This is a genomic window from Devosia salina (assembly GCF_019504385.1).
Taxonomy (GTDB): domain Bacteria; phylum Pseudomonadota; class Alphaproteobacteria; order Rhizobiales; family Devosiaceae; genus Devosia; species Devosia salina.
The window spans coordinates 2,402,702-2,425,778 of sequence record NZ_CP080590.1; the positions used below are offsets into that span (position 1 = coordinate 2,402,702).

The window sequence follows — 23,077 nt, forward strand, 5'->3', positions numbered from 1 at the left end:
GCCTACAGGCCGAGCAGCCCTTCCAGATAGTGCTGCTTGATCCCGAACATGGCCTTGACCGCCGCAATGCGGTCGAGCGCTGCCTGGCGTGAACCGGCATTGCCCTTCTGCGCGACGATCAGGTTGTTCTTGGGCGTATGCGCGTCCGAGACGAACTCGAACACCTTGGTGCGATAGCCGCTGGCTTCGAGCAACAGCGCCCGCAGCCCATCGGTGACCATTTCGGCCTGCTTTTCCATGAACGTGCCATGGCGCAACAGGAAATCGAGACGATCATCGGCCGTGCCCGCCTCGATCTGTCGCCTGATCTGCTTGTGGCAACAGGGGGCTACGGCAATCAGCCCGGCTCCCGCCTTGATGCCCTGATAGATGGCGTCGTCGGTTGCCGTGTCGCAGGCATGCAGCGCGATCACCGCATCGGCGCCGGAAGCGTCATAGTCGAGGATTGAACCGGCTTCGAACCGCAAACCGCCAAAACCACTCTTCGCCGCCAGGGCATTGCCAGCTTCAACCAACGCCGGACGCAGTTCGACGCCAATGATTTCAGCATCTTGGCCCGCCCGGTTGGCGAGATAGTCATAGAGCGCGAAATCGAGATACCCCTTGCCCGCGCCCATATCGACGATGCGCGGATTCTCTGCCTTAAGTTGCTGAATCAGCGGGGCAAAGATCTCGACCATCTTGTTGATCTGGCGGAACTTGTCCTGCGCGTCATTGCGGACCTGCCCATCCTTGCCGGTGATACCGAGCGCCTGCAGCCAGATCGAGGATGTATCGGTCAGCGCGCGGTTCTTGGCCCTGTCATGGCTGGCTTCGACCGCCTCCCGGCCTGCAACGTCGCTGCGTTTCAACCGCTGCTTGTCGCCCTGTCGCTCGAACTGCAGGTCGAAGCCCGTCGTTTCCAGCCGCGCGCTGCGATAATGCTCGGTCAGCCCTTCCGAAAGAAAAGCGGCGGCTTCCTCCGGCGTCAGGTTCTTGGTGATGTCCCGTGTCTTGTAGCGGAAGACGAGGCTGAGGCGCTCGCCAGCCTTGATCGCGACCTTGCGCCCTTCGACCGATTTCAGGTCCGCCTCGGGGCCATGATAGCCGCCCAGCTTCAGCCGCACCATGGAGCCATCGGCAAAGGCATTGCCGAACGCCGTCACGAATTCGGCGATGCGATCGGGTGCGCTCAATGCCGTTCCTTGGTGGTCAGGAACCGGATTTTCGGCCAGTCCTGCTTGGCCCGGTCCGCCCACCACGCATTCTGCGCCAGGAAAACCGGCGCCTCGGCGCGGTCCTCGGCCATGTTGACCTTCTGGGCGGCAATGAAGCGCTTCAATTCGTCTGGATCATCGCTCTCGACCCAGCGCGCCACTTCAAAGCCCATGCTTTCGAAGGTGATCGGCACGCCATATTCCTTGGCGACACGGGCCGACAGCACTTCGAGCTGCAACTGACCCACCACGCCAACGATCCAGTCGGCGCCCACCATGCGCCGGAACACCTGCGTCACGCCCTCTTCGGCCAGATCGGATAGCGCCTTGGCCATCTGCTTGGTCTTCATCGCATCAGTCAGCCGCACCCGGCGGATGATTTCCGGCGCAAAGTTCGGGATGCCCGTGACGTTGATATTGGCGCCTTCCGTCAGCGTGTCGCCCACCGACAGCGTGCCGTGATTGGGAATGCCGACAATGTCGCCAGCCACGGCCTCCTCGGCCAGCTCGCGATTATTGCCGAAGAAGAACATCGGGTTGGAGACGGCCATGTCCTTGCCCGAGCGCACGTTCTTCAAACGCATGCCACGCTCGAACTTGCCCGAGCACAGCCGCACAAAGGCGATGCGGTCGCGGTGATTGGCATCCATATTGGCCTGCACCTTGAACACGAAGCCGGTGACCTTCTTGTCCGATGGCGGGATGGGCGCGGGCAGCGCTGGCTGCGGCCGCGGCTCCGGACCCCAGTCACCCAGCGTGCGCAGCAGTTCAGCCACCGAGACGCCCTTGAGCGCCGAGCCGAACAGCACGGGGCTCAGATGTCCCTCGTGGAAGGTCTTCAAATCGAAGCCCGGCAGCATGGCCTGCGCCATTTCGAGCGTTTCGAGCGCCGTCATGAAGACCGGATTATCCACCAGCTCGTCCACCTCGAGCAGGTCTTCCAGCGCCTCGAACTCGGCAATGGTCTTGCCCTGCGGATTGAGCACCCGCTTTTCCACCAGGTCGATATAGCCGCCGAAATCGACGCCCTGCCCGATCGGCCAGAGCACCGGCGTCAGGTCGAGCGCCAGCTTGCTCTGGATTTCATCGATCAGGTCGAGCGGGCTCTGGCCCTCGCGGTCCACCTTGTTGATGAAGGTGATGATCGGAATGTCGCGCAGGCGGCACACTTCGAACAGCTTCAGCGTCTGGCTCTCGATGCCCTTGGCGGCGTCGATCACCATGATGGCCGCGTCCACGGCGGTCAGCGTACGATAGGTGTCCTCGGAAAAGTCCGAGTGCCCCGGCGTGTCGAGCAGGTTCAGCGTCAGCCCGTCATAGTCGAAGGTCATCACCGACGAGGTGATGGAAATGCCGCGCTGCTGTTCCATCTCCATCCAGTCCGACCGGGTCGAGCGCGCGCCGGCCTTGCCGCGCACCGCGCCGGCCTGCTGGATGGCGCCAGCGGCGGCGAGCAGGCGCTCGGTCAGCGTGGTCTTGCCCGCATCCGGGTGCGAAATGATCGCAAACGTGCGGCGCAGGCGATAGGGTTCGGCGGTGGGCCGGGGTGAAACCTCGGCAACATTGGACAGGGACATGGATTCTGCTGAGTAGTTCGGCCGGTGCGACATGCCACGCGGCCCGATGTCATTTGGGCGCTCTATAGGCGAAACACAAGCATGCGGTCAAACCGCGCACCAGCGAAACGCTGGTCGTGGCACCGCTGGACAGGTCTTCAGCGCACAAACGTATTCCTGACCCTGACCGAGTTGAGCATGTATCCGGTCCAGATGGCGATGCCCAGCAAAGCGCCCACCAATGTTCGTCCGTTGCCATCGCCCCAGAAGCTGACCCCAGATGCTTCGTAGTAGTCGCGGAACGCGTTTTGGGTCAGTGCGAACGCCATCAGCATCCAGATCAAGTTCACAACCTGCCAGGCAATGAACGCGCCGGGGAATACCTTCTTCCGTTTGAAAAACAGCACCAGCAAGCCGATTGGTGCGACCCCGATCACGACAGCCTGTGCCAATTCAAATCGCACTGCGAATGCCTGCTGAGTGGTCAGGACGTATCCCGGTCCGAGAACATCGAGAGAGTTCAGAACGACAATCGCGTTGGCGACTGGCGATGCAAGCATGCCAATCAAGGGCAGGATGAGCCACCCTCCGAGCCCGGTCGGCCCCTTGGCCATCGCGGCCTGATAATCGCGAGCGCGCAGTTGTTCCAAGGTCGGCATTTGTCCCCCGATGCGCGACCATTTTTGTTTTGAAGGCAACTGCTTGGGCCGCGTGCGAGAGATACACGACGGTGATAGCTATGCCAATCCGCACGCAAGATGCCGGGACATTAGGACGGCTGCGTCGTTTGGGCGCGATCAGCCCTCGCCTCAGGCCTCTTCGCTATTGGCCAGCATCCGCGCAATGAAGTCGCGGACTTCCTCGACGGCCATGCCGAGGTCGTCGATCTTTTCAGCCTTGAGCGGACGGCCGGCCTGCAGGTCCTTTTCCAGCGCCGCAGCGAGATCGGAGACACCCCAGGCGCCCACGCCCGCCGACGCGCCCTTGATGGAATGGAGGTTGATGGCCAGGTCGTCGAACGCCGTCGCCAGCTTCAGCCGGCCGAAATAGGTGGAAAGCGTCGTGTCGAACAGGCGCAGGATTTCGAGCTCGAGATTCTCGTCGCCCAGGCACTGCTTGGCCAGATGCACCAGGTCCACCGGCCGCATGGGCCGCTTCTGGATTTCGGGAAGCGCGGCTTCGACAACTGCTCTCTGCGCCATTCTGGCTGCTCCTGGCTCGACCAGGAACCGGAAAACGCCGGTCCCTGTGCACAAGCCTAAAGCGGAGGGCGTGAACAGGGGATTAAGCCACATCTTTGCCTTTGTTTGCCCGTCCATTCGTTAACGTTTCCCACCCAAAAATTAACCTTTGGGTAAGAAACCGTTCGGTTTGCATAAAATTGAATGTATGAATGAGCTTTGAACCAGCGCGCGGCGGCGAGGGTTGGGGGGACAATGCAGAGCATTTGCATCGAATTGTCCTGGTTTGGCGACCGGCCCGGAAAGGGCCCATGCGCCATGACTGCTCGTAATGTCCGCCGAGTTGCTGCAGTGCCGACGCGAGAGTTGTAAAGAGTATGGCGAAAAACCCGACCCCCCAGAACGATCCGGCCGCCCTGGCCTTCTCGGCTGTCGAGGATGCCCTCAAGGATTCCGTGTTCAATCTGGACCCGCCGGCCCAGCCCGCCCAGGAAAAGAAGCAGGACAAGAAGCCCGATCCGGCCCGCTCCGAGCGCCTCCGCGCCGCTGACCGTATCGCCCAGCAGGCCAGCGCCGTGGCCAATGACGACCGCGTCTCGACCTCCAAGCTTCTTTATAGCCTGCAGGGCCGCTCCTCGGCCGCACCCACCTGGCTGGCCCTCCTGCTCTCCCTCGTCTGGATCGCGGCGGTGGGCACCGTCGCCTGGCTGCGCTTCGGCCCGCAAATGGCCGATTTCGGCGCTTTCATGGGCTCGATCGAATTCGTGGCGACCCTGGCCATCATGCTCGTGCCGGTGCTGGGCTTCTTTGCCGTCGCGACCCTCTTCCGCCGCGCCGCCGACCTCAGGAACGCCGCCTCCTCCATCACCCAGGCCGCCATTCGCCTGGCAGAGCCCGAAGTCACCGCCGCCGACAAGGTCGCCTCGGTGGGCCAGGCGGTGCGCCGCGAGGTCAACGCTCTGGGCGATGGCCTCGAACGCGCACTCAGCCGCGCCGGCGAGCTCGAAGTGATGATCCACAACGAGGTCACCGCGCTCGAACGCACCTATTCGGACAATGAATCGCGCATGCGCGCGCTGATCGCCGAACTGGCCAGCCAGCGCGAAAGCGTGCTCACCAATACCGAGCGCGTGCGCGAAGCGATCACGGAAAGCCATACCGGCCTGGTCTTCGACCTCGACATGATCAGCCAGCGCATTGCTGGCACCATCGTCGAGAGCGGCGGCAACCTGACCCGCGCGCTCGAAACCGCCGGCAACACGCTGACCACCGGCTTCTCCGAACGTGCCGATGGCTTCGTGAACCTGGTGGATAACCGCACCTCGGACTTCCTCTCCGCCCTCGATGACAGCGCCAGCCGCCTCTCGCTCGGCTTCGAGGACCACGCCGCCAGCACGGCAAAGAACTTCGAAAGCCGCACCCTCGAAATCACCTCGGCCATCGATAGCCGCATGTCGGCGCTGACCGAGGCGCTCGACAGCCGCGCCGCCACCATCACCGGCTCGCTTGAAACCCACACGCTCTCGCTCTCCTCGGCTATCGAGGACCGCACCGCCGCGCTGGCCAACCTGCTCACCACCGGCGGAACCAGCCTGGTCGACCAACTGCGCGATCGCGGCCTTGAGGTCAGTGAAGCGCTCGAAGCCATCGGCGCCCGCGTCTCGGGCGACATCTCCAGCCGCTCCACCGAGGCCGAACTGCTGCTCGCCACCCTCACCCGGCAGCTCGACGAATCCGTCTCCATCCAGCTCAACGCCCTTGATAGTCGCCTGCAGTCGGCCATCATCGAGATCAATGGGGCCCTCGACGACACCTCCGAGCGTGCGCGCCTGACCGTCTCGACGGCCGGACAGGATTCGCTCAGCCTGTTCGACCAGCGCCTGACCGAGATCACCGGCCTGCTCGATGACAAGCTGCACGCACTCGACAATGTCATCGGCAACAAGGGTGATGAGCTGGTGCAGCGCCTGGACCAGCAGGGGGTGAGCTTCGCGGCCCGCGCCAATGTGCTCGAAATGGCGCTCAACGAGGAATCGGGCCGCTTCAACGACATCGTCACCGAACGCACCCGCGAGATGAGCGATGTCATCGGCGCCAAGACCAAGGCGATCACCGAGACGCTGACCAACCGCACCCAGGAAATCTCCGACAGCCTCGACGGCCACGCCGAAATCCTGACCGAGGCGCTCGACAGCCGCACCGGCAAGCTCGACGAGGTTCTTTCGAGCCGCGCCATCGAGATCAGCGACGCCATCAGCACCCGCACCAGCGAGCTGGATGGCACGCTTTCGACACGCGCCCAGGAAGTCAGCGAGGCCATTCTGGCCCGCACGGGTGAACTGGAGCAGACCCTTTCGAGCCGCGCCATCGAGGTCAGCGACGCCTTCGCTGCCCGCACCAGTGAACTCGACGACACCCTGTCGAGCCGCGGCGCGCAGCTCAGCGAGGCCATCCGCCTGCGCTCTCAGGAACTGGGCGACACGCTGTCGACCGGGACCCAGACCTTCGACCAGGCGATTGCTGGCCGCACGCAGCGCATGGCCGACACGCTGTCGGGCCAGACACAGCGCTTCGAGCAGACGCTGGACCGGACGACCCAGACCCTGAGCGAGACCATCTCCGAGCGCACCAACGCCCTCTCGCTCGAACTCGAGACCCGCACCGGCGACTTCGCCAGCCAGATCGACGAGCGCACCGGCACCCTGGTTGGCAAGCTCGACGAACGCACGGGCACCCTCGTTAGCCAGCTCGACGAACGCACCCAGGAACTGTCCGGTACGCTCGACGAACGGACCCAGGAACTGGCCGGCGCGGTCAACACCCGCACCCAGCAATTGTCCGAGGCCCTGGCGGCCCGCACCCAGGCCCTTGCCGACACGCTGGAGACGCACACCGCCTCCATGGGCCAGACCATCGGCCTGCACACCAGCGAACTGGCCGAAACGCTCGACCACCACAGCGCCCGCGCGCAGGAAAGCATCGAAGGTTCGCTCCGGCGCGTCGCCACCACCATGGAAGAGCGTCTCGACGATATGTCGACCCGCGTTTCCGGCAAGGTCAGCGACGTCAACGAAACCCTTGGTGCCGGCCTCGACCAGGCCATTGCCCGCATTTCCGACGCCGAAGCCGGTGTCGCCGCCCGCATCGAGAGCGCCAGCACCAGTGTGGGCGAAAGCGCCCGCCAGGCCGCTGAACTCATTGAAACCGGCGTCAACTCGGCCCGCAAGGCCATTGCCGATATGGTCGATCAGCGCTTGGGCACCCTGCCCGAGGCCATCACCGCCCGCGCCGATATCACTGCCGAGCGGCTTGCCGCCCTCAATGCCTCGATCAGCACCTCGATCACCCAGTCCATGGCCGATCTCGAAGCCGGTGCCGACCGCATCGAGGAGACCATCGCCACCCGCATCACCGCCGCCACCAGCGCTATTTCCGCTGATGTCGAAAACACCGCCAACCGCATGGATACCGCCGTGCGCAGTGCGCTCGAGCAGATTCGTCTGGCCGCGACCAATATCGACCAGCTGGTTTCCGTGAAGGCCGTCGGCGCCGCCGACGCCATCGAGAGCCGCCTCGAAAACATCAACCGTTCGGTGGAACAGCACACCAGCGAATTCGCCCATCTGGTCAACGAGAAGTCGAACCAGCTGCAGACGGCCCTGGCCAGCCACGGCAACCTGCTGCGCGACGCCCTGTCGGACAATGCCCGCGAAGCCGAAGAGATCATGTCGGTCTCGACCTCGCGCATTCTCACCGACGTCACCAGCGCGCTCAACAAGCTCAACGACTCCAACCTGCTGCTACAGCGGGTGCTCGATGCATCGACCGCAAACCTCGCGAGCCTCGAGACCAGCGTCGCCCAGCAGACGGCGAACTATTCCAACACCATGCGCGAAGCCATGGGCCAGACCGAGCAGGCCGGCACCATGGTCACCCAGCATGTGGGCGCCCTGCAGGCCACCATTGCCGGCATGGTCGAGCAGTTTGCCTCCATTCTTGGTCGCCTCGACACCGAGGCCGCCGGCCTCACCCAGGCCGCCCAGACCCTGGACGCTTCCAGCTCCACTGCCCTCGAAAACCTCGAGGATCGCCGTGGCGCCATGGATGCGCTGGCGCAGAGCTTCGCCGCCCGTGCCGACGATATCGATGGCCGCATGCGCCTGTTCGCCCAGTCGATTGCCGATACGGTCAACGATACCGAACGCCGCCTGATCGGTGCGCGCCGCGCCATGGACGAAGCCCTCAACGCCACCACCCATACGGTCAACGATGCCCTGGCCCAGACCACGGCCACCGTGACCGAGGCGCTCGAGCAGAACGCCAACAGCGTCAACGACGCGCTTTACGCCACCAATGAGCGCTTCTCCACCGCGCTCAGCGCCAATGTCTCGCAGATGGACAGCGCCGTGCAGCGCGCGGCAGAGGCGGCAGCCGCCGCCCTCAACCAGACCTCGACCTCGGTGCGCATGGCGCTTTCGGAACAGTCCAGCCAGGTCAATTCGGCCCTCGAGGACAATGCCAGCCGGGTCAGCGAGGTTCTCACCTCCACCGCCGGCAGCGTCACCGACGTGCTCACCTCGACCACCAGTTCGCTGGCCGACACCATCGCGGACTCCACCAGCTCGGTGCGCAACGCCATCGCCTCGAACACCGGCCAGCTGCGCCGTGCCCTGGACGAGACCACCGGCGAAGTCACCGGCAAGCTGGGCGAGTTCCACGAAACCGCCGACGCCGAAGGCCGCCGCGCCAATCAGGCCCTGCAGGAAGCCCAGCAGCGCATGGTCACCGAAATGCAGCGCGCCATCGAGGAAGCCACCCAGCGCTTTGCCGATACCGCCCACGCCATGCGCGAAACGGCCCGCGAAGTGGGCAGCGAGCTCGAATCGACCCGCGCCGAACTGGCGCGCGGCGTCAACGAACTGCCCGAGGAAACCCGTGCCAGCGCCGCCGCCATGCGCCGCGTCGTGGCCGAGCAGATCGAGGCCCTGTCCGAGCTCAATGCCATCGTCCGCTCGCAGCCGGCCAGCCACGACCTCACCGATCGCCGTGCGCCCCAGCGTGCCCCGCGCCAGCCCGAGCCGCCGGCCTACCAGCCGCCGCGCCAATCCGAGCCGGCCCGCCAGCCCGAGCCGCGCGAAGCCTGGCGCCCCGAAGCGCCCCGCCAGACCCTGGTCGATCCCATCCGCCCGGCGGCCGTGATCGAGCAGCCGGCCCCTGCCCCCGCACCAGCCCCGGCCGCCGCACCTGCTGCCGCCCCGCGCCAGCCTGCCGAAGCCGAAGGCGGCGGATGGCTGCGCGATGTGCTGCGCAACGCCTCGGCCAAGCAGGCCGGCGGCCAGTCGCCCCAGGCCCTGTCCGGCCTCAGCGAGGAAATCGCCCGCTCCATCGACGATGCGGCGCTTGGCGAAGCCTGGGCCCGCTATCAGGCTGGCGAAAGCAACGTTTTCACCCGCCGCATCTACACGCTCACCGGCCAGGGCACCTATGACGAAGTGCGCAAGCGCATCCAGCGCGACCCCGAATTCGCCCGCACCGCCCAGGCCTATATGAGCGAGTTCGAGCAGCTCCTGAAGCGCGCCGCCGCCGGCCCCAACCCGGCCGCCGAAACCCGCGAATACCTGCTCTCGGACAAGGGCAAGGTCTACACAACCCTCGCCCATGCAAGCGGCCGCCTGAACTGAGCGGTCCGGCAATGAACGCAAAAAAGGCCCCGGAGCAATCCGGGGCCTCTTTGTTTTTCAGGGGCAGAAATGGGGTCGAAATCGGTCTTCCGGTTTTGTCTCTTTGCTTCCACCCCACCGGCCGTCACCCTCGGCCTTGAGCCGAGCGCCCTGTACTTTGGGGGTTTGGCAGGGGCGCTATGAAGCGACACAAGTCTGAATGGGCGCGATCTCTGGGATGACATCGCCAGGTGAAGAGCCCTCGGGTCAAGCCCGAGGGTGACGCGCGGTGGGTGGCAAGTCGGCAGGTTTTGATCGTCTCATCGTATGGGCTCGAACGACAGATTTGAGGTCCGAACCTGCCATCCTCGCCATTTGCACCGATCCTGCCCCACCCACCGCGCCGCCCTCGGGCCTGACCCGAGGGCCGGTCGACGCCAGGCCGGCGCGCGCGTTGACAGAGGTCCTCGGGTCAGGCCCGAGGACGGACCGGGATCGGTTGAGCGCGAGGCGCGAAACATTTTATCCCCGGGTCCAGAACCTCACTCATAATCCCCCCATCACTCCCGCGCGGACGGACTGCAGCGAACTTTTGCGGGGGGAGCCGGGCGTAGCTGGGTCGCTCCAGTTGCGCGTCCAGGAAGCGGTCACCCTGCGACGAGCGTTCAATGGGGACCGAGACCTCTACGAAAAACCGGCGTCCCGAGGCGGCGACGTCTCTATTTTACTATTTTACTGAGACGCACGCGCCTCGGGACACGTCCATTCAAACCGGAGGCAGTGATGCCGTCCGGCGCTGTGTCACGGCCCGGCCAATCCCGGCCACGGGCAATACCCCTACCCCACCAGCGATTTCGGCGGCCGCATCTTGAGCGACAGCAGCACGCAGCCGATGGCCAGCAGCGAGGTCACCGTTGAATAGAAGAAGGCATAGGCGGCGAAATGCTCCACCAGCACGCCGAACACGATCAGCGCCGTCATCGCCATGGCCATGTTGAGCATGTTGGCAAAGCCCTGGGCCTCGGCAGCATTGGCCTCATTGGTCCAGTTGGCGATGAAGTGCACCACCCCGAAATAGCCCATGCCGAAGCTGAAGGCATGCAGCAATTGCGTCATGAACAGCACTTCCACCGGCGGATTGAAGGCCATGACCGTGAACCGGACCAGACCGGCAATGGCTCCGGCGAGGATCATGCTTCGGGCCGTCACCCTTCCGCCGAAGCGTCGCCAGGCGAACATCAGCACCGCCTCGCCCACCGCGGCAAAGCCCAGCAGCGGCCCGAGGAAATAGCTCGGAATGCCGTTTTCATGCCAGAGCAGCGCCCCGAAACTGCCGATGATGGCATTGGACGAATTGACCAGCGCAAAGGCCAGCAGCGGCAGGACGAACCAGGGCTGCAGGGAATCGCGCAGCCGGCTCGGCGGCGCCACCGCCTCGGGCGCCGCATCGGCCAGCGTCACCTGTGGCGCCGGTGCGCGAAACCGCGGCAGCAAATAAGCCAGGCCCGCCCGGGCCACCACCATGATCACATAGAGCGTCACGAATGCCGCGGAGCCCAGCGTGTTGAGAAACAGCCCCAGCCCGCCGGCACCCACCACATAGCCCACCGTGGCCCAGGCGCGGATGACGCCGAAATCGGTGCCATTGCGGCGCGTCATGCGCACCGTGGCCGCGTCGATCACCGGGGCCACCAGCCCATTGCTCGTGGCGCACAGCGCCCAGACCAGCAGGATGCCCCAGAATTCGGAGACGAAATAGAGCGGCAGCGGCGCCAGTGCCGAGGCAATGGAGATGACAATGAGGGCCGTACGCCAGTCATCCGCCCGGTCGGCAACGCGACCCACGATCATGTTGAGCAGCAGCAGCAGCAGCGTGGGCAGCGCATTGATGACGCCAATCTGGTCGGCGGGAATGCCATGCTCGCTCAGCCAGATGCCCAGGAACACCGAGGCAACGCCGCCGGGAAGATAGACCGTAAACTGATAAATGGAAGCGCGCAGCTCGGGTGTGTCCAAGCGCGTAAAGGCCGGTGGCATGGAAAAAGACTCCCGGCGCCGGGAAACTGCGCCGCGTGTCGCTTCGTGCCCTGTAAATCGTTGCAATGCAAGGGGGCGACCGCGTTTGTGGATGGCTTTTGCCCTCAACGGCGCGCCTGGCGCCCCGGCGAGGAAAATTATTGTCCGCTCGCCCGGCGGCTCCTGGCCCGACGCGGCTCGCCGGTCACCATCTCGGTCCACTTGATCAGCTCGAAGGTGCCCTCGTGATTCTCGACGATAGCGGTGCAGCTTTCCACCCAGTCACCGGTGTTGATGTACTGGATGCCCAGCCGGTCATGGATATCGGCGAAATGGATGTGACCGCAGATGACGCCATCGACGCCGATTTCCTTGGCCTCGTGGACCAGGGCCTCCTCGAAGCGGCCGATCACCGAGACCGCATTCTTCACCTTCTGCTTGGCCCAGGCGCTGAGCGACCAATATTGCAGACCCAGGCGCCGGCGCACCCAGTTGATGGCGATGTTGACGCGCAGGGCGGCGTTATAGGCCCAGTCCCCCACATGGGCGAGCCACTTGGCGTTCATCACCACCACGTCGAACTGGTCGCCATGGATGACGAGATAGGTCTTGCCGGTCGCCGAGGTGTGGATGGTGCGGTCCACCAGCTCGATTTCGCCGAAATAGGTGCCCAGATACTCGCGCAGGAACTCGTCGTGATTGCCCGGCAGGTAAATGATGCGCGTCCCCGCCATCGCCTTCTCGAGCAGGATCTGGATCAGCGCATTGTATTGCTCGGGCCAGTGCCATTGCTTGGCCAGGCGCCACCCATCGAGAATGTCGCCAACCAGGTAGATGGTCTCCGCATCATGGGCGCGCAGGAATTCGATGAGCTGCGCGCAGCGGATGGGTTTCATTCCCAGATGCACATCGGACAGAAACATCGCCCTGACGCGGCGGATCTCGCGGTCTTCCGACATCAGCCTGGGGCCTCCTGGTCACTGCCGCCCATCTTATCGCCCAACGATGACGGTGCAAACACGGGCAGGGAGAAAGCCGGGGAAAGAGATGTCACTGCAGCCGGGCCTTGAGCGTCACTATGCGCTCGTAGCTCTGTTCGATCCGGGCCGCGAAGGCCGGGTCGGCCTGGCCCTCGGCGAGCAGGATGTCGAGCACCTCTTTCGACAATCCGGGGCGGTATTTGGCGGTGTTCGAGAACAACAGGATATCCATCCCCGCCCGCACCGCCTCGGTTACTGTCTGCTGGAGGGAAAAGTGGTCGCGGATGGCACCCATTTCGAGATCGTCGCTGATGACCACGCCGTCAAACCCCAGTTCGCCGCGCAGGACGCCATCGATCCAGCGCGGGGAGAGCGAAGACGGCGTCTGGCCGTCTCCATCGGCATAGTCGGCATGATAGAGGTGCCCGACCATGACCATGTCGGCCATATCCTGGGCGACAAGCGCCCGGTAGGGTTCGAGCTCCAGCGCCGACCAGGTCCTGGTGATGTCGACAAAGCCCTCATGGCTGTCGGCGGTCGACGAGCCATGACCTGGAAAGTGCTTGAGTGCGGTCACCAGGCCCGCGTGCCGATGGGCCGCAATGAAGGCCTTGTCATAGGCGATGACCGTTTCGGGATCGGCCGAGAACGAGCGCCCGAAGCGCGCGATGATCTGGTTGTCCGGATTGATGTCGAGATCGGCCACCGGGCCAAAATTGACCGAGAAGCCTTGGTCCGCGATGGCCGCCGCCATGCGGGCATAAAGCGCTTCGGCCTCATCGGGTGTGTTGCGGGCCGCAACAGTTGCGGCATTGGGGATTTCGGCAAAGCCGACATCCTTGGTCAGGCGTTCGACTGCGCCACCCTCCTGATCGAGGGTGATGAAGGGCGGCAACTCCGGTGCCGCGGCGCGAAACATTGCATTCATCTCGCGCACCGCGGCAAGGCTCGCCACGTTCTTCTTGAGATACATCACCCCGCCCAGGCGCCCGGCGGCAAGTTCGCCGGCCACCGCCTCGACGCCGGCATCATCCACGCCGTCACCCTCGAAGCCGACAATGATCATCTGCCCGGCCATTTGCTCGAGCGTGGCCGCGGACACTTGCGGCACCAGGGCCAGAAGGACGGAAAGAGCGAGGAAAGAACGCAGCACGCTGGGCCACCGGACTGTGAATCGGGAGTGGCACCTTGCCCAGCAAATGGCGGCAACACAATGATCGCCGCTGCAAAAGCACGGCTTTGGCCAGGCGGCCAACCCGGCGCCCCGTTCAACGGGAAAGGGCGGCAACCTCGCGGTCACCGCCCCCTGGTTCACAACCGGTCAGGCCGGCTTGTTCTGGCGATTGGCGATCAGGTCATCCACGACCGTCGGATCAGCCAGGGTCGAAGTGTCGCCCAGAGAGCCGAAATCGTTCTCCGCGACCTTGCGCAGGATGCGACGCATGATCTTGCCCGAACGCGTCTTGGGCAGGCCGGGCGCCCATTGGATGAAGTCCGGCGACGCGATCGGCCCGATTTCCTTGCGGACCCAGTTGCGCAGCTCGCCCCGCAGCGCGTCGTCATACTCTTCGCCCGCCATCAGCGTGACGTAGCAATAGATGCCCTGCCCCTTGATGTCGTGGGGGAAGCCGACCACCGCCGCTTCCGACACCTTGGGATGGGCAACAAGCGCGCTTTCGACTTCCGCCGTGCCGAGGCGATGGCCGGAGACATTGAGCACGTCGTCGACGCGGCCGGTGATCCAGTAATAGCCGTCCTCGTCGCGACGGCAGCCGTCACCGGTGAAGTAATTGCCCTTGTAGGTCTCGAAATAGGTCGAGACGAACCGGCCATGATCACCCCAGATGGTGCGCGCCTGGCTGGGCCAGCTGTCCTTGATGACCAGCACGCCTTCGGCCTTGGTCTGCTCCTGCAGTTTACCTTCGGGCGAGAGCACTTCGGGCTGGATGCCGAAAAAGGGCTTGGTGGCCGAGCCGGGCTTGGTCGGGATAGCACCGGGGAACGGCGCGATCATGTGGCCGCCGGTTTCCGTCTGCCACCAGGCATCGACGATCTCGCAACGCCCCTTGCCGACCTTGTTGTAATACCACAGCCAGGCTTCGGGATTGATCGGCTCGCCCACCGTGCCGAGCAGGCGCAGCGAGGGCATGTCATGCTTGTCGACGAATTCCGGGCCGGCGCCCATCAGCGAACGGATCGCGGTCGGCGCGGTGTGGAAGATGTTGACCTTGTGACGCTCCACCACCTGCCAGAAGCGGCTGGCATCGGGCCAGGAAGGGATGCCCTCGAACATCACCGTGGTCGCGCCATTGGCCAGCGGACCATAGACGATATAGCTGTGACCGGTGATCCAGCCGACATCCGCCGTGCACCAGAACACTTCGCCCCGCTTGTAGTCGAAGCTCAGCTCGTGGGTCAGAGAGGTATAGGTGAGATAGCCGCCGGTTGTGTGCAGCACGCCCTTGGGCTTGCCGGTGGAGCCGGAGGTATAGAGGATGAACAGCGGATCTTCCGCATTCATCGGCTCGGGATCATGGAACGGTTCGACGCCGGCTGCCGCCTCATGCCACCACACGTCACGGCTGCCCTTCATGGCAACATCAGCGCCGGTATTGTGGACCACCAGCACCTTGGAAACGCCAGGGCAGTCTTCCAGCGCCTTGTCGACATTGGCCTTGAGCGGCACGGTCTTGCCGCCGCGGCGACCCTCGTCGGCGGTGATGACGACGGCCGAGTCGCAGTCATTGATCCGGCCGGCCAGGGAATCGGGGGAGAAACCGCCAAACACCACCGAATGCACGGCACCGATGCGCGCGCAGGCCAGCATTGCATAGGCCGCCTGCGGTATCATGGGCAGGTAGATAGTGACGCGATCGCCCTTCCTGACGCCCAGCGACTTCAGCACATTGGCGCAACGGCACACCTTTTCGTGCAGCGTGCGATAGGAAATGTACTCAGCCTGGTCATTGGGATTATCGGGTTCCCAGATGATGGCAATATCGTCGCCATGCTCAGCCAGATGACGGTCGATGCAGTTGGCGGCAACGTTGAGGACGCCGTCCTCGAACCACTTGATCGAGACGTTTGGATATTCGAACGTGGAGTTCTTGATCTTGGTGGGGAAAGTCACCCAGTCGAGGCGCTTGGCCTGCTCGGCCCAGAATCCATCCGGATCCTGGATCGAGCGCTGGTAGAGCGCGTCATACTGTTCGGCGGTGGTATGGGTGCGCGCGATCGCGGCCGCGCTTGGCTGGAATAGGAGCTGGTCGCTCATCGTCATCCTCCCTTATCTCTCCCGTGATCCGTTCTAATGACGCGCCCCCGAGGCGGCAAGGGCTTGTGCCCGCGACTTAATGGCTTTTTCCGGCATGGGCATTTGCCCAATGGGCACGGCACGGGACGTTAACCGCGCAAATGCTAGGGTTCTGGACCAGGGCGGCCAGCCGATGGCCGTCGCGAGGAGGACATCATGGCCGAAATGACCATCCGAGCCGCCACCCATGCGGATCTTGACCTCGTCCACCGCGAATTGAGCGATGTCATCATGACCTCGCCACACTACAACGACCGCTTCAAGCAGCACGAGGCGGGCCGCCTCAACAAGGGTTTCCTCAAGGGCCTGATGGCCATCGACCCCTGGCATATCATGCTGATGTGTGCCGACGGCGTGCCTGGCGGGGCCATGGTCTCCGGCCCGGAATGCGGATCGATCTTCCGCTATTGGAGCTGGGTCTTCCCGAGCCACCGCCAGACCAAGCTCGGCCTGTTCGGCATGCGCCAGTTCGACGAACATTGGGACAATACCCGGTTCCACAAGGCATACACATTCGTGCGCCCCGAGAACGAGGTCGCCCGGGCCCTTCTCAAGCGCTACGGCTACCAGGAGACGGCGCTGCTCGAAAAACACATCTTCGGGCAGGACTACATGCTGATCGAGAAGTTCTATTCGCGCCCCGACGTCCCGTATGACAGCGGCTATGTGGGTCGGATGGGCAGGCTCAAACAGCGGCTCAAGGGCTTGGTGGGGGCGTAGCCTACTCCGCCGCCACGGCCCTGCGCGATCGGAACCATTGCAGGATCGAAACGTCGATCCTGGCCGTGCGCAGGGCAATCACCCAGAGCGCCACGGACCATATCGATATGGCGATGATGGCAGCCAGTGCCGCGCCCACGAGGTGGAACATCGGTACCAGCACCACGTTGCCGAGGGCCAGGGCCCCCATCCCGAGCAGGACGGCGGGGAGACTGGCCCAGGGTCGGTCGTGGATGGACAGGACCATTGACGCCGGCCCCATCGCAGAGCGCACCACCAGCGCCAGGCACAGGATCGACAGCGGGACCGCCCCGGCGGTGAAGTCCGGACCGAAGAGCAGCAGGGCGAAGGGCGCGCCGATGGCGACCAGAGCGAACAGGCCCAGCGACACCAGGCTCGCCGCTAGATTGGCCTCCCCGACCTTACGGTGAAAGGCCTCCCGGTCGTCATTGGCCTCGCTCTCGAACATGTCCGGCAGGATGACGGCATAGACAGCCGCGACGCCGAACGAAACCAGCGAGAAGATGCGCGTGCAGACGCCAAAAATCGCCAGTTCCTCACGGTCCAGCAAATTGGCCAGGAGCAGAAGGTCGATATCGAAGAAGAAGTCCGTCGCCAGCGTGATCAGCACCCACGGTGCGGCAAAGCGCCACCAACGCGGCACTTCGGCCACATGCGCCCCATCGGTATTCTCAATGCGCGGCAGGGTGGCGACAACAAAGCCCAGATGCACCAGGGCAATGGCCACATAACCAAGCGCGATGATCCACAGCATGGCGCTGAATGCTGCCGTCGGCGCGCTCGACAGCGCGGCACACCCCAGGACCGTTGCAAGCACCATGATGGGGCGGAAGATGCCGTCGGCAAAGAAGCCAGCATAGGGGCGCTTGAGGCCCACCAGGACCCCGCCATTGACGTAGACCAGGGCGGTGGCCAGCGCGAGCAGCGCTACCGGCAAGAAGTGCATCGCGACCACATGACCCGAGAGGCCGAGCCAACCCATCAGGAGCGGACCGACCAGAATAACCGCGAGGAAGACCGCCAAGACGTGGCCATATGCGCGGGACAGGAAGGCGATCAGCTGCCGGCGGTCGCCGCGCGCGCGATACTCGGCCGCAAAATAGGTGCCGATCGTCTGGAAGCCCAGCGGCATGGCAACGGCGATGAGGTTCACTGCCGCGATGACAATCAGGTAGTCGCCCAGAATGGCGGCTCCCCAGACCTGCGCAATGAACGCCTGGACCAGGAAGATGAGGCCGGCCCCGAACAACCGCCCGCCGAAAATGATGGTGGATTGCGACGCCAGGCGTCGCGCGAGGCTCACAGAAACTCCGGCGGCAACGGCGCTGGGACCTGGTCCGGCCTGGCGCGCGACGGGCGGATCATCTCGATGCGGCGGCGCAACTCGTTGTAAGCCTCGCGCGCCGCGAAGGCCCCTGCCCCCAAGGCATAGGCCAATGGGCGCGAGGCGTAGTTGGCGACCGGCGGCACCGGCCGGATGACGCCGGCGTCCCCCACCATGCCCTTCTTGAACTGGTGCAGCCCCTGAAATCCATCGGTACCACCCAGATCATACCAGCTGGCGCGTGTATGGTCGCGCAGCCAGCCAATGATGTGCCAGTGCAGGAAATAGCCCGCGCGCAACGGCAATGCCTGGTCATTGGTGGCGCCGTAGAGATAGACCGCTCGGTCGCCGGCCTTGAAGATCAGTGCACCGGCCACCAGCTCGCCGTCATGCCGCACGAAGAACAATTCGGGCCGGAGCGGCTCGTCCATGGCCATGAGGGCATCGAGCGTATCGAAAGCCGAATAGTCCGGGAACTGCTTGCGATCGCTCATGGCCGCGTAAAGCGTCTTGAAGTCCTCAATGCGGTCCGCACCCGCATGCTCGAACACAAGGCCGGACTTCTCGGCCTTGCTGAGCTGCCGCCGCCAGGCCTGGCCAAAGCTTTGGCGCTGGGCAGCATCGGAAAGGCGTAGTTTGACGAGGTAGCGATCCGGAAAGCGCAGGACGGCGCCGCGCCTGAAGCCGCGGTCGCGCAGTGCGTGATATTCGTCGTTGCGCTCGCGGGGCGATGCATGCGGCAGGACCGAAAGCATCATGCCCCGCTGTTCGGCATATTCGCCGACCAGGGCTTCTATCATCCCAGCATAGAGCGTTGACGCATCAGCAGCGCCGGCATCGGCCAGCATGGGCCCCCACTTGACTATGGCAATTTTTGACAGGCCGAGCGGCAGCCGCTGCACGAGTACCAGTGCACCACCAACGATGCGCCCCTTCGATTCGAAAAGCCGCGGCTCGGGCGAAACGCCCGGCCATCGGATCGAGGCGAAGGCAAACAACTGTTCCTGGCATATGCCGTCAAAGCCGGAGATCACCCGGTCCCATTCAGCGCCCGTGACCTTGCGCGTAGCGAGCGCCGGGATGTCGCTCCGCCCATGCTCGTGTGGGACAGCGGAGGACGGGTCGATGCTCAATCCTGCGATGGTGGACATGGCGGTGCTTCCGGCTAGAGGCATTCAGCCGGAAGCTAGTCTTTCGAGGTGTGCAAATCCCTATCCGCGCCGGACAAATGCCGCAAACCTTCGCCGTTGGTTACCAAAGGCTATCGCAGTTCGGACTGGGAGACCAAGGATCAGTGCGCAGCGGCCGCTGCAGCATGCGGCGTGTAGATGAACGGGATTTCCGGGATGGCGACAAAGGCCCCCAAGCCCTCAACGGTCATGCGAAGCGCAACGAACAGGATGATGAGCAGGCCGATCCAGGCGATCCAGTGGAAACGGTGCAGCAAGCGCGCGATGAAGGTCGCGGCAACACCCATCAGCACCACCGACAGGGCCAGGCCGAAGACCAGCGCTTCGAAATGGTGTTGTGCGGCACCAGCCACAGCCAGCACATTGTCGAGCGACATCGACACATCGGCGATGATGATCTGGACCACCGCCTGCCGCAGGGTCTTGCGCGGCGCCCGCCCGGCCACGCTGCCATCGGCATTGTAGTCGGCATTGGAGAGCGCCTCGGTGGCCTCTTCTTCCTCGGCCTCGGTGACGGTGAGCTCGCGATACATCTTCCAGCAGACCCACAGCAGCAGGATACCGCCGGCGATGAGCAAGCCGCCGCCGAGCGAGAGCAGCTGCGTCGTGATCAACGCAAAGCCGATGCGCAAGACGGTCGCCGCCAGGATGCCGATCATGATGGCCTTGCGTCGAAGATCCGACGCCAGGCCCGCGGCCGCCAGGCCGATCACCACGGCGTTGTCGCCAGCCAGGACCAGGTCGATGAAGATGACCTGCAGAAGCGAAGAGAAGAAACTCGGGTCGAAGCCGAACATGATGCGTCCTTGCTGGGCGTGTCGCGTGTGCTGTGACGCTGCTACTGCCGCCAGCCCCTCACATCAAGTGGCTTCACGGCCCAGCACGACGAAAGTTCAAGATTTGAAGGGGTTTCAGGGCCATTTTGACAGCTTGGCGACAGATTGGGCGCTGTCATCCACAGGACAAGAAACGGGGGGCGATGCCGCCCCCCGTGAACACTAGCCGTTCGATGGCATGGCAGGCGGCGCCCCGTTGCCGCCATCCGGCGGTGGTCCGCCCGGCGCTGCGCCGTTCGGCGGGGCCATCAGGCCGCCACTGCTGCGTTCGGCCGTCAGATCCACGGCAATGGTCACCACGCCGGTATAGCCGCTTTGCGGATCGCCGGTGAGCACCGGCGTCTGCTGCGCGATCTCGTCGGCGCTGTTGTCGCTGAAGACATTGTCCGTGGCGATGCTTATGCGTCCAAGATTGACTGTGCCATTGGAATAGCGGGCATCGGCGGCATAAACATCTGCACAGTCGGCCTCGGGCATGGCGATCTGCGCGGTGAGAACAGAGGCCTCGCCGCTCACCGCAGTCTCGATGCTCTCGAAAACCTCAAAATGGATATGGGGCCAGCGCCCGTCATAACAGCCGGGGAAGATGGTGGTGAACCGCACCTTTCCCTCTGCATCGGCTACGCCGACGCCACGCAGAAAGTTTGCGTCGGTAATGTCATATAGCGAGTAATTGCCGGTGGTGTCGCAGTGCCAAAGATAAATGGCATGACCCTCTAGCGGCGTGCAGCCATCGGCGTTGACCAGGGTGAGCTCCAGGTCGAGTTGCAAACCATCTGCCACCCGGGTCAGGGAGCCGAACGATGTCCGCAGGTCCTGCCGGATAACGCCCTGCTGGGTCAGCGCATTGACCACCTGCCCGTTCTTCACATTGCTGCCATCGGCCGGATAGGGGCCGGCGGTTTCCCAGGGCAGAGCCACGCAGTCGAGTGCGGCGACCGGGCCGCCAGCAAGACCGACAAGGCCCATGCCACCCATCAGTGCCAGCAGGCGCCGTCGGCCGATCAGCCTCGGCAGATCGTGTGCAAATCCAAGGTCATGGGCATGGTGGTCGTCGACGTGAAGCGTCATTGGGCCTTCCTTCATGATGGAGCCATTCGGACAGGGCCACTGCGCATATCGGCAGTGGGCATGGCCCCGATTTACGGGAGCAAACCTATCCCACCCAATTCCGCCGGATGAATAATCAGCAATCTTGGTGGGAAACGAAGGCTAAGAGTCGAGCATCGATGCGGCGCGGGAGCGCAGCTTCTTTACAACGACTGTCCACCGGAAGGCTTTGGTGGGTGCACAAGGACTATAAGTCTGTTCAACAGTGTCAACAATGACACACGAAACTACCTGTTTTCCTTGTGTTTTTCGCATCGCCTCTTGTGCCTTCCAACCATATTGACCATGTTGACAAGCCTTATCCTTATGAAAGGACTTATGAATGGCTGGCAAACATCGGCTCAAAGTGACGCAACTTACGACCAAGGCGCCGGGTATGCTGTCGGACGGTGACGGCCTTTACCTGCGCACCACAAAGACGAAGGCGGGCAACTTAGCACGGTCATGGGTCTTCGTGTTTCACCAGCACGGCCGACGGCGCGAAATCGGACTCGGCGCCTATGGCTCTGGAGCGGCGCCCGTATCTCTGGCATTGGCTCGCCAAAAAGCCGACCAGGTACGCGACCAGCTTGCCAATCGTCTCGACCCGATCGCCGAGAAGCGCAAGGCGGCCGGCATCCCCACTTTCGGCGCCGTGGCCGATGAGTTCTTCGAAGCCAAAAAGCCCGGATGGTCCAACGCGAATCATGTGCGCCAATGGGAAAGAACATTGACCGTGGTCTGCAAACCGATCCGGGCGAAGCCGGTCGATCAGATCAACACCGAAGACGTGTTGTCGATTCTAAGGCCCATTTGGCTGGAGACACCAGAGGTGGGTCGCCGCGTCCGGGTGCGCATTGAGTCGGTGCTCGAATACGCCAAGTCGAAGGAACTGCGGTCGGGCGACAACCCAGCTCGCGGTAAGGGTCACATATTCGACTTGCTGGCCAAACAGTCGGACACAAAGAAGCACCTGGACGCCCTACCCTATGCCGAAATGCCGGATTTCTGGTCCAAGCTGGTAAATCTCGGCGGATCAGGTGGCGCCGCCCTGCGTTTCGCAATCTTGACCGCCGCTAGGCCCGGCGAAGCGCGCGAGGCGCCTTGGTCGGAAATCGACCTAAAAAACAAAGTCTGGACCGTGCCGGCGGAGCGCATGAAAGAAAAACGTCTTCATCGCGTCCCACTGACCGACGAGGCCGTCGCTGTGTTGCAGGCCATCCGACCGGAGAAGCCCAAACCCAACGACTTCATCTTTCTGGGGCAGCGGAAGGGCCGCCCGTTGTCCGATATGACACTTACCAAGGCGCTGCGCCGGCTACACGATACCGCAACCGTCCACGGATTCCGGTCGACGTTCCGAGACTGGGTCGCCGAAGAAACCGACGTCGATGGGATGGTCGCCGAAGCGGCCCTTTCGCATTTGGTCGGCGACGAAACCGAACGGGCGTATCGGCGCGGCGATGCCTTCAAGAAGCGGCGTAAGTTGATGGAGACATGGGCCGCTTACTGCACCGGCCAGAAATAATTCTGCTGACCAGTTTGACCATACTGACCACCGTCCACAAGAGACCTTGTGCCGGTGATGATGCCGGCGCAACCCGGAGGTCGACTTGCTCATTTCCATTAAAGAAGCCGCTCGCATGACCAGCCTTTCCCGCACCGCTATCAACGTGGCGCGTGCCGACGGCCGCTTCCCTGCCGCCGTGCCGCTCGGCGATAAGCGAATTGGCTTTGTGAAGTCCGAAGTCGAAGAGTGGATCGCGGCGCGCATCGCGGCACGGCCCGCCAACGACAACTCTCGGGCACAGGCCGCCTAACCCCCTACCCATAGGACCATCATGAACATTACCAACCTACGGCCTTCGGCCGCGGGCGGATGCCTTGCGACCTTCGACATAGAAGTCGCGCCCGGCCTTCGCCTGACCTCCTGGCAGTTGCGCCGCTCTCGATCGGGCCTGTGGCGAACCTTCTGCCCATCCGCCCGGAACGGAA

16 protein-coding genes are annotated in these 23,077 nt (G+C 63.7%); 4 read left to right on the plus strand and 12 right to left on the minus strand.

The window, feature by feature from the left end; genetic code table 11:
- Positions 1 to 2: 2 nt before the first annotated feature.
- The 4 genes from K1X15_RS11670 to K1X15_RS11685 all read right to left on the minus strand — a co-directional run bounded on the left by K1X15_RS11670 (position 3) and on the right by K1X15_RS11685 (position 3,954).
- The gene (locus K1X15_RS11670) at positions 3 to 1,175 is read right to left on the minus strand and encodes a class I SAM-dependent methyltransferase (RefSeq protein WP_220303773.1); all 1,173 of its coding nucleotides are present in this window, start codon (positions 1,173 to 1,175) and stop codon (positions 3 to 5) included.
- Positions 1,172 to 2,773 carry a peptide chain release factor 3 gene (locus K1X15_RS11675; RefSeq protein ID WP_220303774.1) on the minus strand — a complete coding sequence of 534 codons (1,602 nt, stop codon included), beginning with the start codon at positions 2,771 to 2,773 and terminating at the stop codon, positions 1,172 to 1,174. Before K1X15_RS11675 ends, K1X15_RS11670 begins: the two co-directional genes overlap by 4 nt.
- A 137-nt stretch (positions 2,774 to 2,910) precedes the next feature.
- A complete protein-coding gene (locus K1X15_RS11680; protein WP_220303775.1) occupies positions 2,911 to 3,411 on the minus strand; it encodes a DUF2569 domain-containing protein in 501 nt (166 codons plus the stop codon).
- A 150-nt stretch (positions 3,412 to 3,561) separates the two neighbouring features.
- Positions 3,562 to 3,954 carry an Hpt domain-containing protein gene (locus tag K1X15_RS11685; RefSeq protein ID WP_220303776.1) on the minus strand — a complete coding sequence of 131 codons (393 nt, stop codon included), beginning with the start codon at positions 3,952 to 3,954 and terminating at the stop codon, positions 3,562 to 3,564.
- Between the two features lie 356 nt (positions 3,955 to 4,310).
- Here K1X15_RS11685 and K1X15_RS11690 point away from each other — a divergent pair, with 356 nt between their 5' ends.
- Complete coding sequence (locus tag K1X15_RS11690; RefSeq protein ID WP_220303777.1) at positions 4,311 to 9,614, plus strand: apolipoprotein A1/A4/E domain-containing protein; 5,304 nt, start codon at positions 4,311 to 4,313, stop codon at positions 9,612 to 9,614.
- 816 nt (positions 9,615 to 10,430) lie between these two features.
- On the opposite strand, the gene K1X15_RS11695 is transcribed toward K1X15_RS11690, so the two are convergent.
- From K1X15_RS11695 to acs, 4 genes are all read right to left on the minus strand, one after another.
- Positions 10,431 to 11,630 carry an MFS transporter gene (locus K1X15_RS11695; RefSeq protein ID WP_220303778.1) on the minus strand — a complete coding sequence of 400 codons (1,200 nt, stop codon included), beginning with the start codon at positions 11,628 to 11,630 and terminating at the stop codon, positions 10,431 to 10,433.
- Positions 11,631 to 11,767: 137 nt separating this feature from the next.
- Positions 11,768 to 12,568 carry a UDP-2,3-diacylglucosamine diphosphatase gene (locus tag K1X15_RS11700; RefSeq protein WP_220303779.1) on the minus strand — a complete coding sequence of 267 codons (801 nt, stop codon included), beginning with the start codon at positions 12,566 to 12,568 and terminating at the stop codon, positions 11,768 to 11,770.
- 91 nt (positions 12,569 to 12,659) lie between these two features.
- On the minus strand, positions 12,660 to 13,742 hold the full coding sequence (locus K1X15_RS11705) for a glycoside hydrolase family 3 N-terminal domain-containing protein (protein WP_220303780.1): 1,083 nt from the start codon (positions 13,740 to 13,742) through the stop codon (positions 12,660 to 12,662).
- 168 nt (positions 13,743 to 13,910) lie between these two features.
- Positions 13,911 to 15,863, minus strand: a complete 1,953-nt coding sequence (acs, locus tag K1X15_RS11710) for an acetate--CoA ligase (protein WP_220303781.1) — start codon at positions 15,861 to 15,863, stop codon at positions 13,911 to 13,913.
- 195 nt (positions 15,864 to 16,058) lie between these two features.
- On the opposite strand from acs, the gene K1X15_RS11715 reads away from it, so the two are divergent.
- Complete coding sequence (locus tag K1X15_RS11715; RefSeq protein WP_220303782.1) at positions 16,059 to 16,622, plus strand: GNAT family protein; 564 nt, start codon at positions 16,059 to 16,061, stop codon at positions 16,620 to 16,622.
- Position 16,623: 1 nt separating this feature from the next.
- On the opposite strand, the gene K1X15_RS11720 is transcribed toward K1X15_RS11715, so the two are convergent.
- The 4 genes from K1X15_RS11720 to K1X15_RS11735 form a co-directional block, all read right to left on the minus strand.
- On the minus strand, positions 16,624 to 17,946 hold the full coding sequence (locus K1X15_RS11720; protein ID WP_220303783.1) for a lipopolysaccharide biosynthesis protein: 1,323 nt from the start codon (positions 17,944 to 17,946) through the stop codon (positions 16,624 to 16,626).
- Positions 17,943 to 19,118 (minus strand): lipid II:glycine glycyltransferase FemX, encoded by a 1,176-nt coding sequence (locus tag K1X15_RS11725; protein WP_220303784.1) that lies wholly within the window; start codon positions 19,116 to 19,118, stop codon positions 17,943 to 17,945. Before K1X15_RS11725 ends, K1X15_RS11720 begins: the two co-directional genes overlap by 4 nt.
- Positions 19,119 to 19,258: 140 nt before the next feature.
- Positions 19,259 to 19,954, minus strand: a complete 696-nt coding sequence (locus K1X15_RS11730; RefSeq protein ID WP_220303785.1) for a YjbE family putative metal transport protein — start codon at positions 19,952 to 19,954, stop codon at positions 19,259 to 19,261.
- A gap of 201 nt (positions 19,955 to 20,155) precedes the next feature.
- Complete coding sequence (locus K1X15_RS11735; protein WP_220303786.1) at positions 20,156 to 21,064, minus strand: dioxygenase family protein; 909 nt, start codon at positions 21,062 to 21,064, stop codon at positions 20,156 to 20,158.
- A gap of 361 nt (positions 21,065 to 21,425) precedes the next feature.
- On the opposite strand from K1X15_RS11735, the gene K1X15_RS11740 reads away from it, so the two are divergent.
- Both K1X15_RS11740 and K1X15_RS11745 read left to right on the plus strand, forming a co-directional pair.
- Entirely contained in the window at positions 21,426 to 22,610 is a 1,185-nt protein-coding gene (locus tag K1X15_RS11740) for a tyrosine-type recombinase/integrase (RefSeq protein WP_220303787.1), read from the plus strand.
- Positions 22,611 to 22,695: 85 nt separating this feature from the next.
- Positions 22,696 to 22,902 (plus strand): helix-turn-helix transcriptional regulator, encoded by a 207-nt coding sequence (locus K1X15_RS11745; protein ID WP_276315263.1) that lies wholly within the window; start codon positions 22,696 to 22,698, stop codon positions 22,900 to 22,902.
- The last annotated feature ends 175 nt before the right edge of the window (positions 22,903 to 23,077 follow it).

What these genes read in the sequence shown, in the direction of transcription:
- K1X15_RS11675 (WP_220303774.1), bottom strand. Translation starts at nt 2,773, where the DNA reads ATGTCCCTGTCCAATGTTGCCGAGGTTTCACCCCGGCCCACCGCCGAA.
- K1X15_RS11680 (WP_220303775.1), bottom strand. Translation starts at nt 3,411, where the DNA reads ATGCCGACCTTGGAACAACTGCGCGCTCGCGATTATCAGGCCGCGATG.
- K1X15_RS11685 (WP_220303776.1), bottom strand. Translation starts at nt 3,954, where the DNA reads ATGGCGCAGAGAGCAGTTGTCGAAGCCGCGCTTCCCGAAATCCAGAAG.
- K1X15_RS11690 (WP_220303777.1), top strand. Translation starts at nt 4,311, where the DNA reads ATGGCGAAAAACCCGACCCCCCAGAACGATCCGGCCGCCCTGGCCTTC.
- K1X15_RS11695 (WP_220303778.1), bottom strand. Translation starts at nt 11,630, where the DNA reads ATGCCACCGGCCTTTACGCGCTTGGACACACCCGAGCTGCGCGCTTCC.
- K1X15_RS11700 (WP_220303779.1), bottom strand. Translation starts at nt 12,568, where the DNA reads ATGTCGGAAGACCGCGAGATCCGCCGCGTCAGGGCGATGTTTCTGTCC.
- acs (WP_220303781.1), bottom strand. Translation starts at nt 15,863, where the DNA reads ATGAGCGACCAGCTCCTATTCCAGCCAAGCGCGGCCGCGATCGCGCGC.
- K1X15_RS11715 (WP_220303782.1), top strand. Translation starts at nt 16,059, where the DNA reads ATGGCCGAAATGACCATCCGAGCCGCCACCCATGCGGATCTTGACCTC.
- K1X15_RS11725 (WP_220303784.1), bottom strand. Translation starts at nt 19,118, where the DNA reads ATGTCCACCATCGCAGGATTGAGCATCGACCCGTCCTCCGCTGTCCCA.
- K1X15_RS11730 (WP_220303785.1), bottom strand. Translation starts at nt 19,954, where the DNA reads ATGTTCGGCTTCGACCCGAGTTTCTTCTCTTCGCTTCTGCAGGTCATC.
- K1X15_RS11735 (WP_220303786.1), bottom strand. Translation starts at nt 21,064, where the DNA reads ATGACGCTTCACGTCGACGACCACCATGCCCATGACCTTGGATTTGCA.
- K1X15_RS11740 (WP_220303787.1), top strand. Translation starts at nt 21,426, where the DNA reads ATGGCTGGCAAACATCGGCTCAAAGTGACGCAACTTACGACCAAGGCG.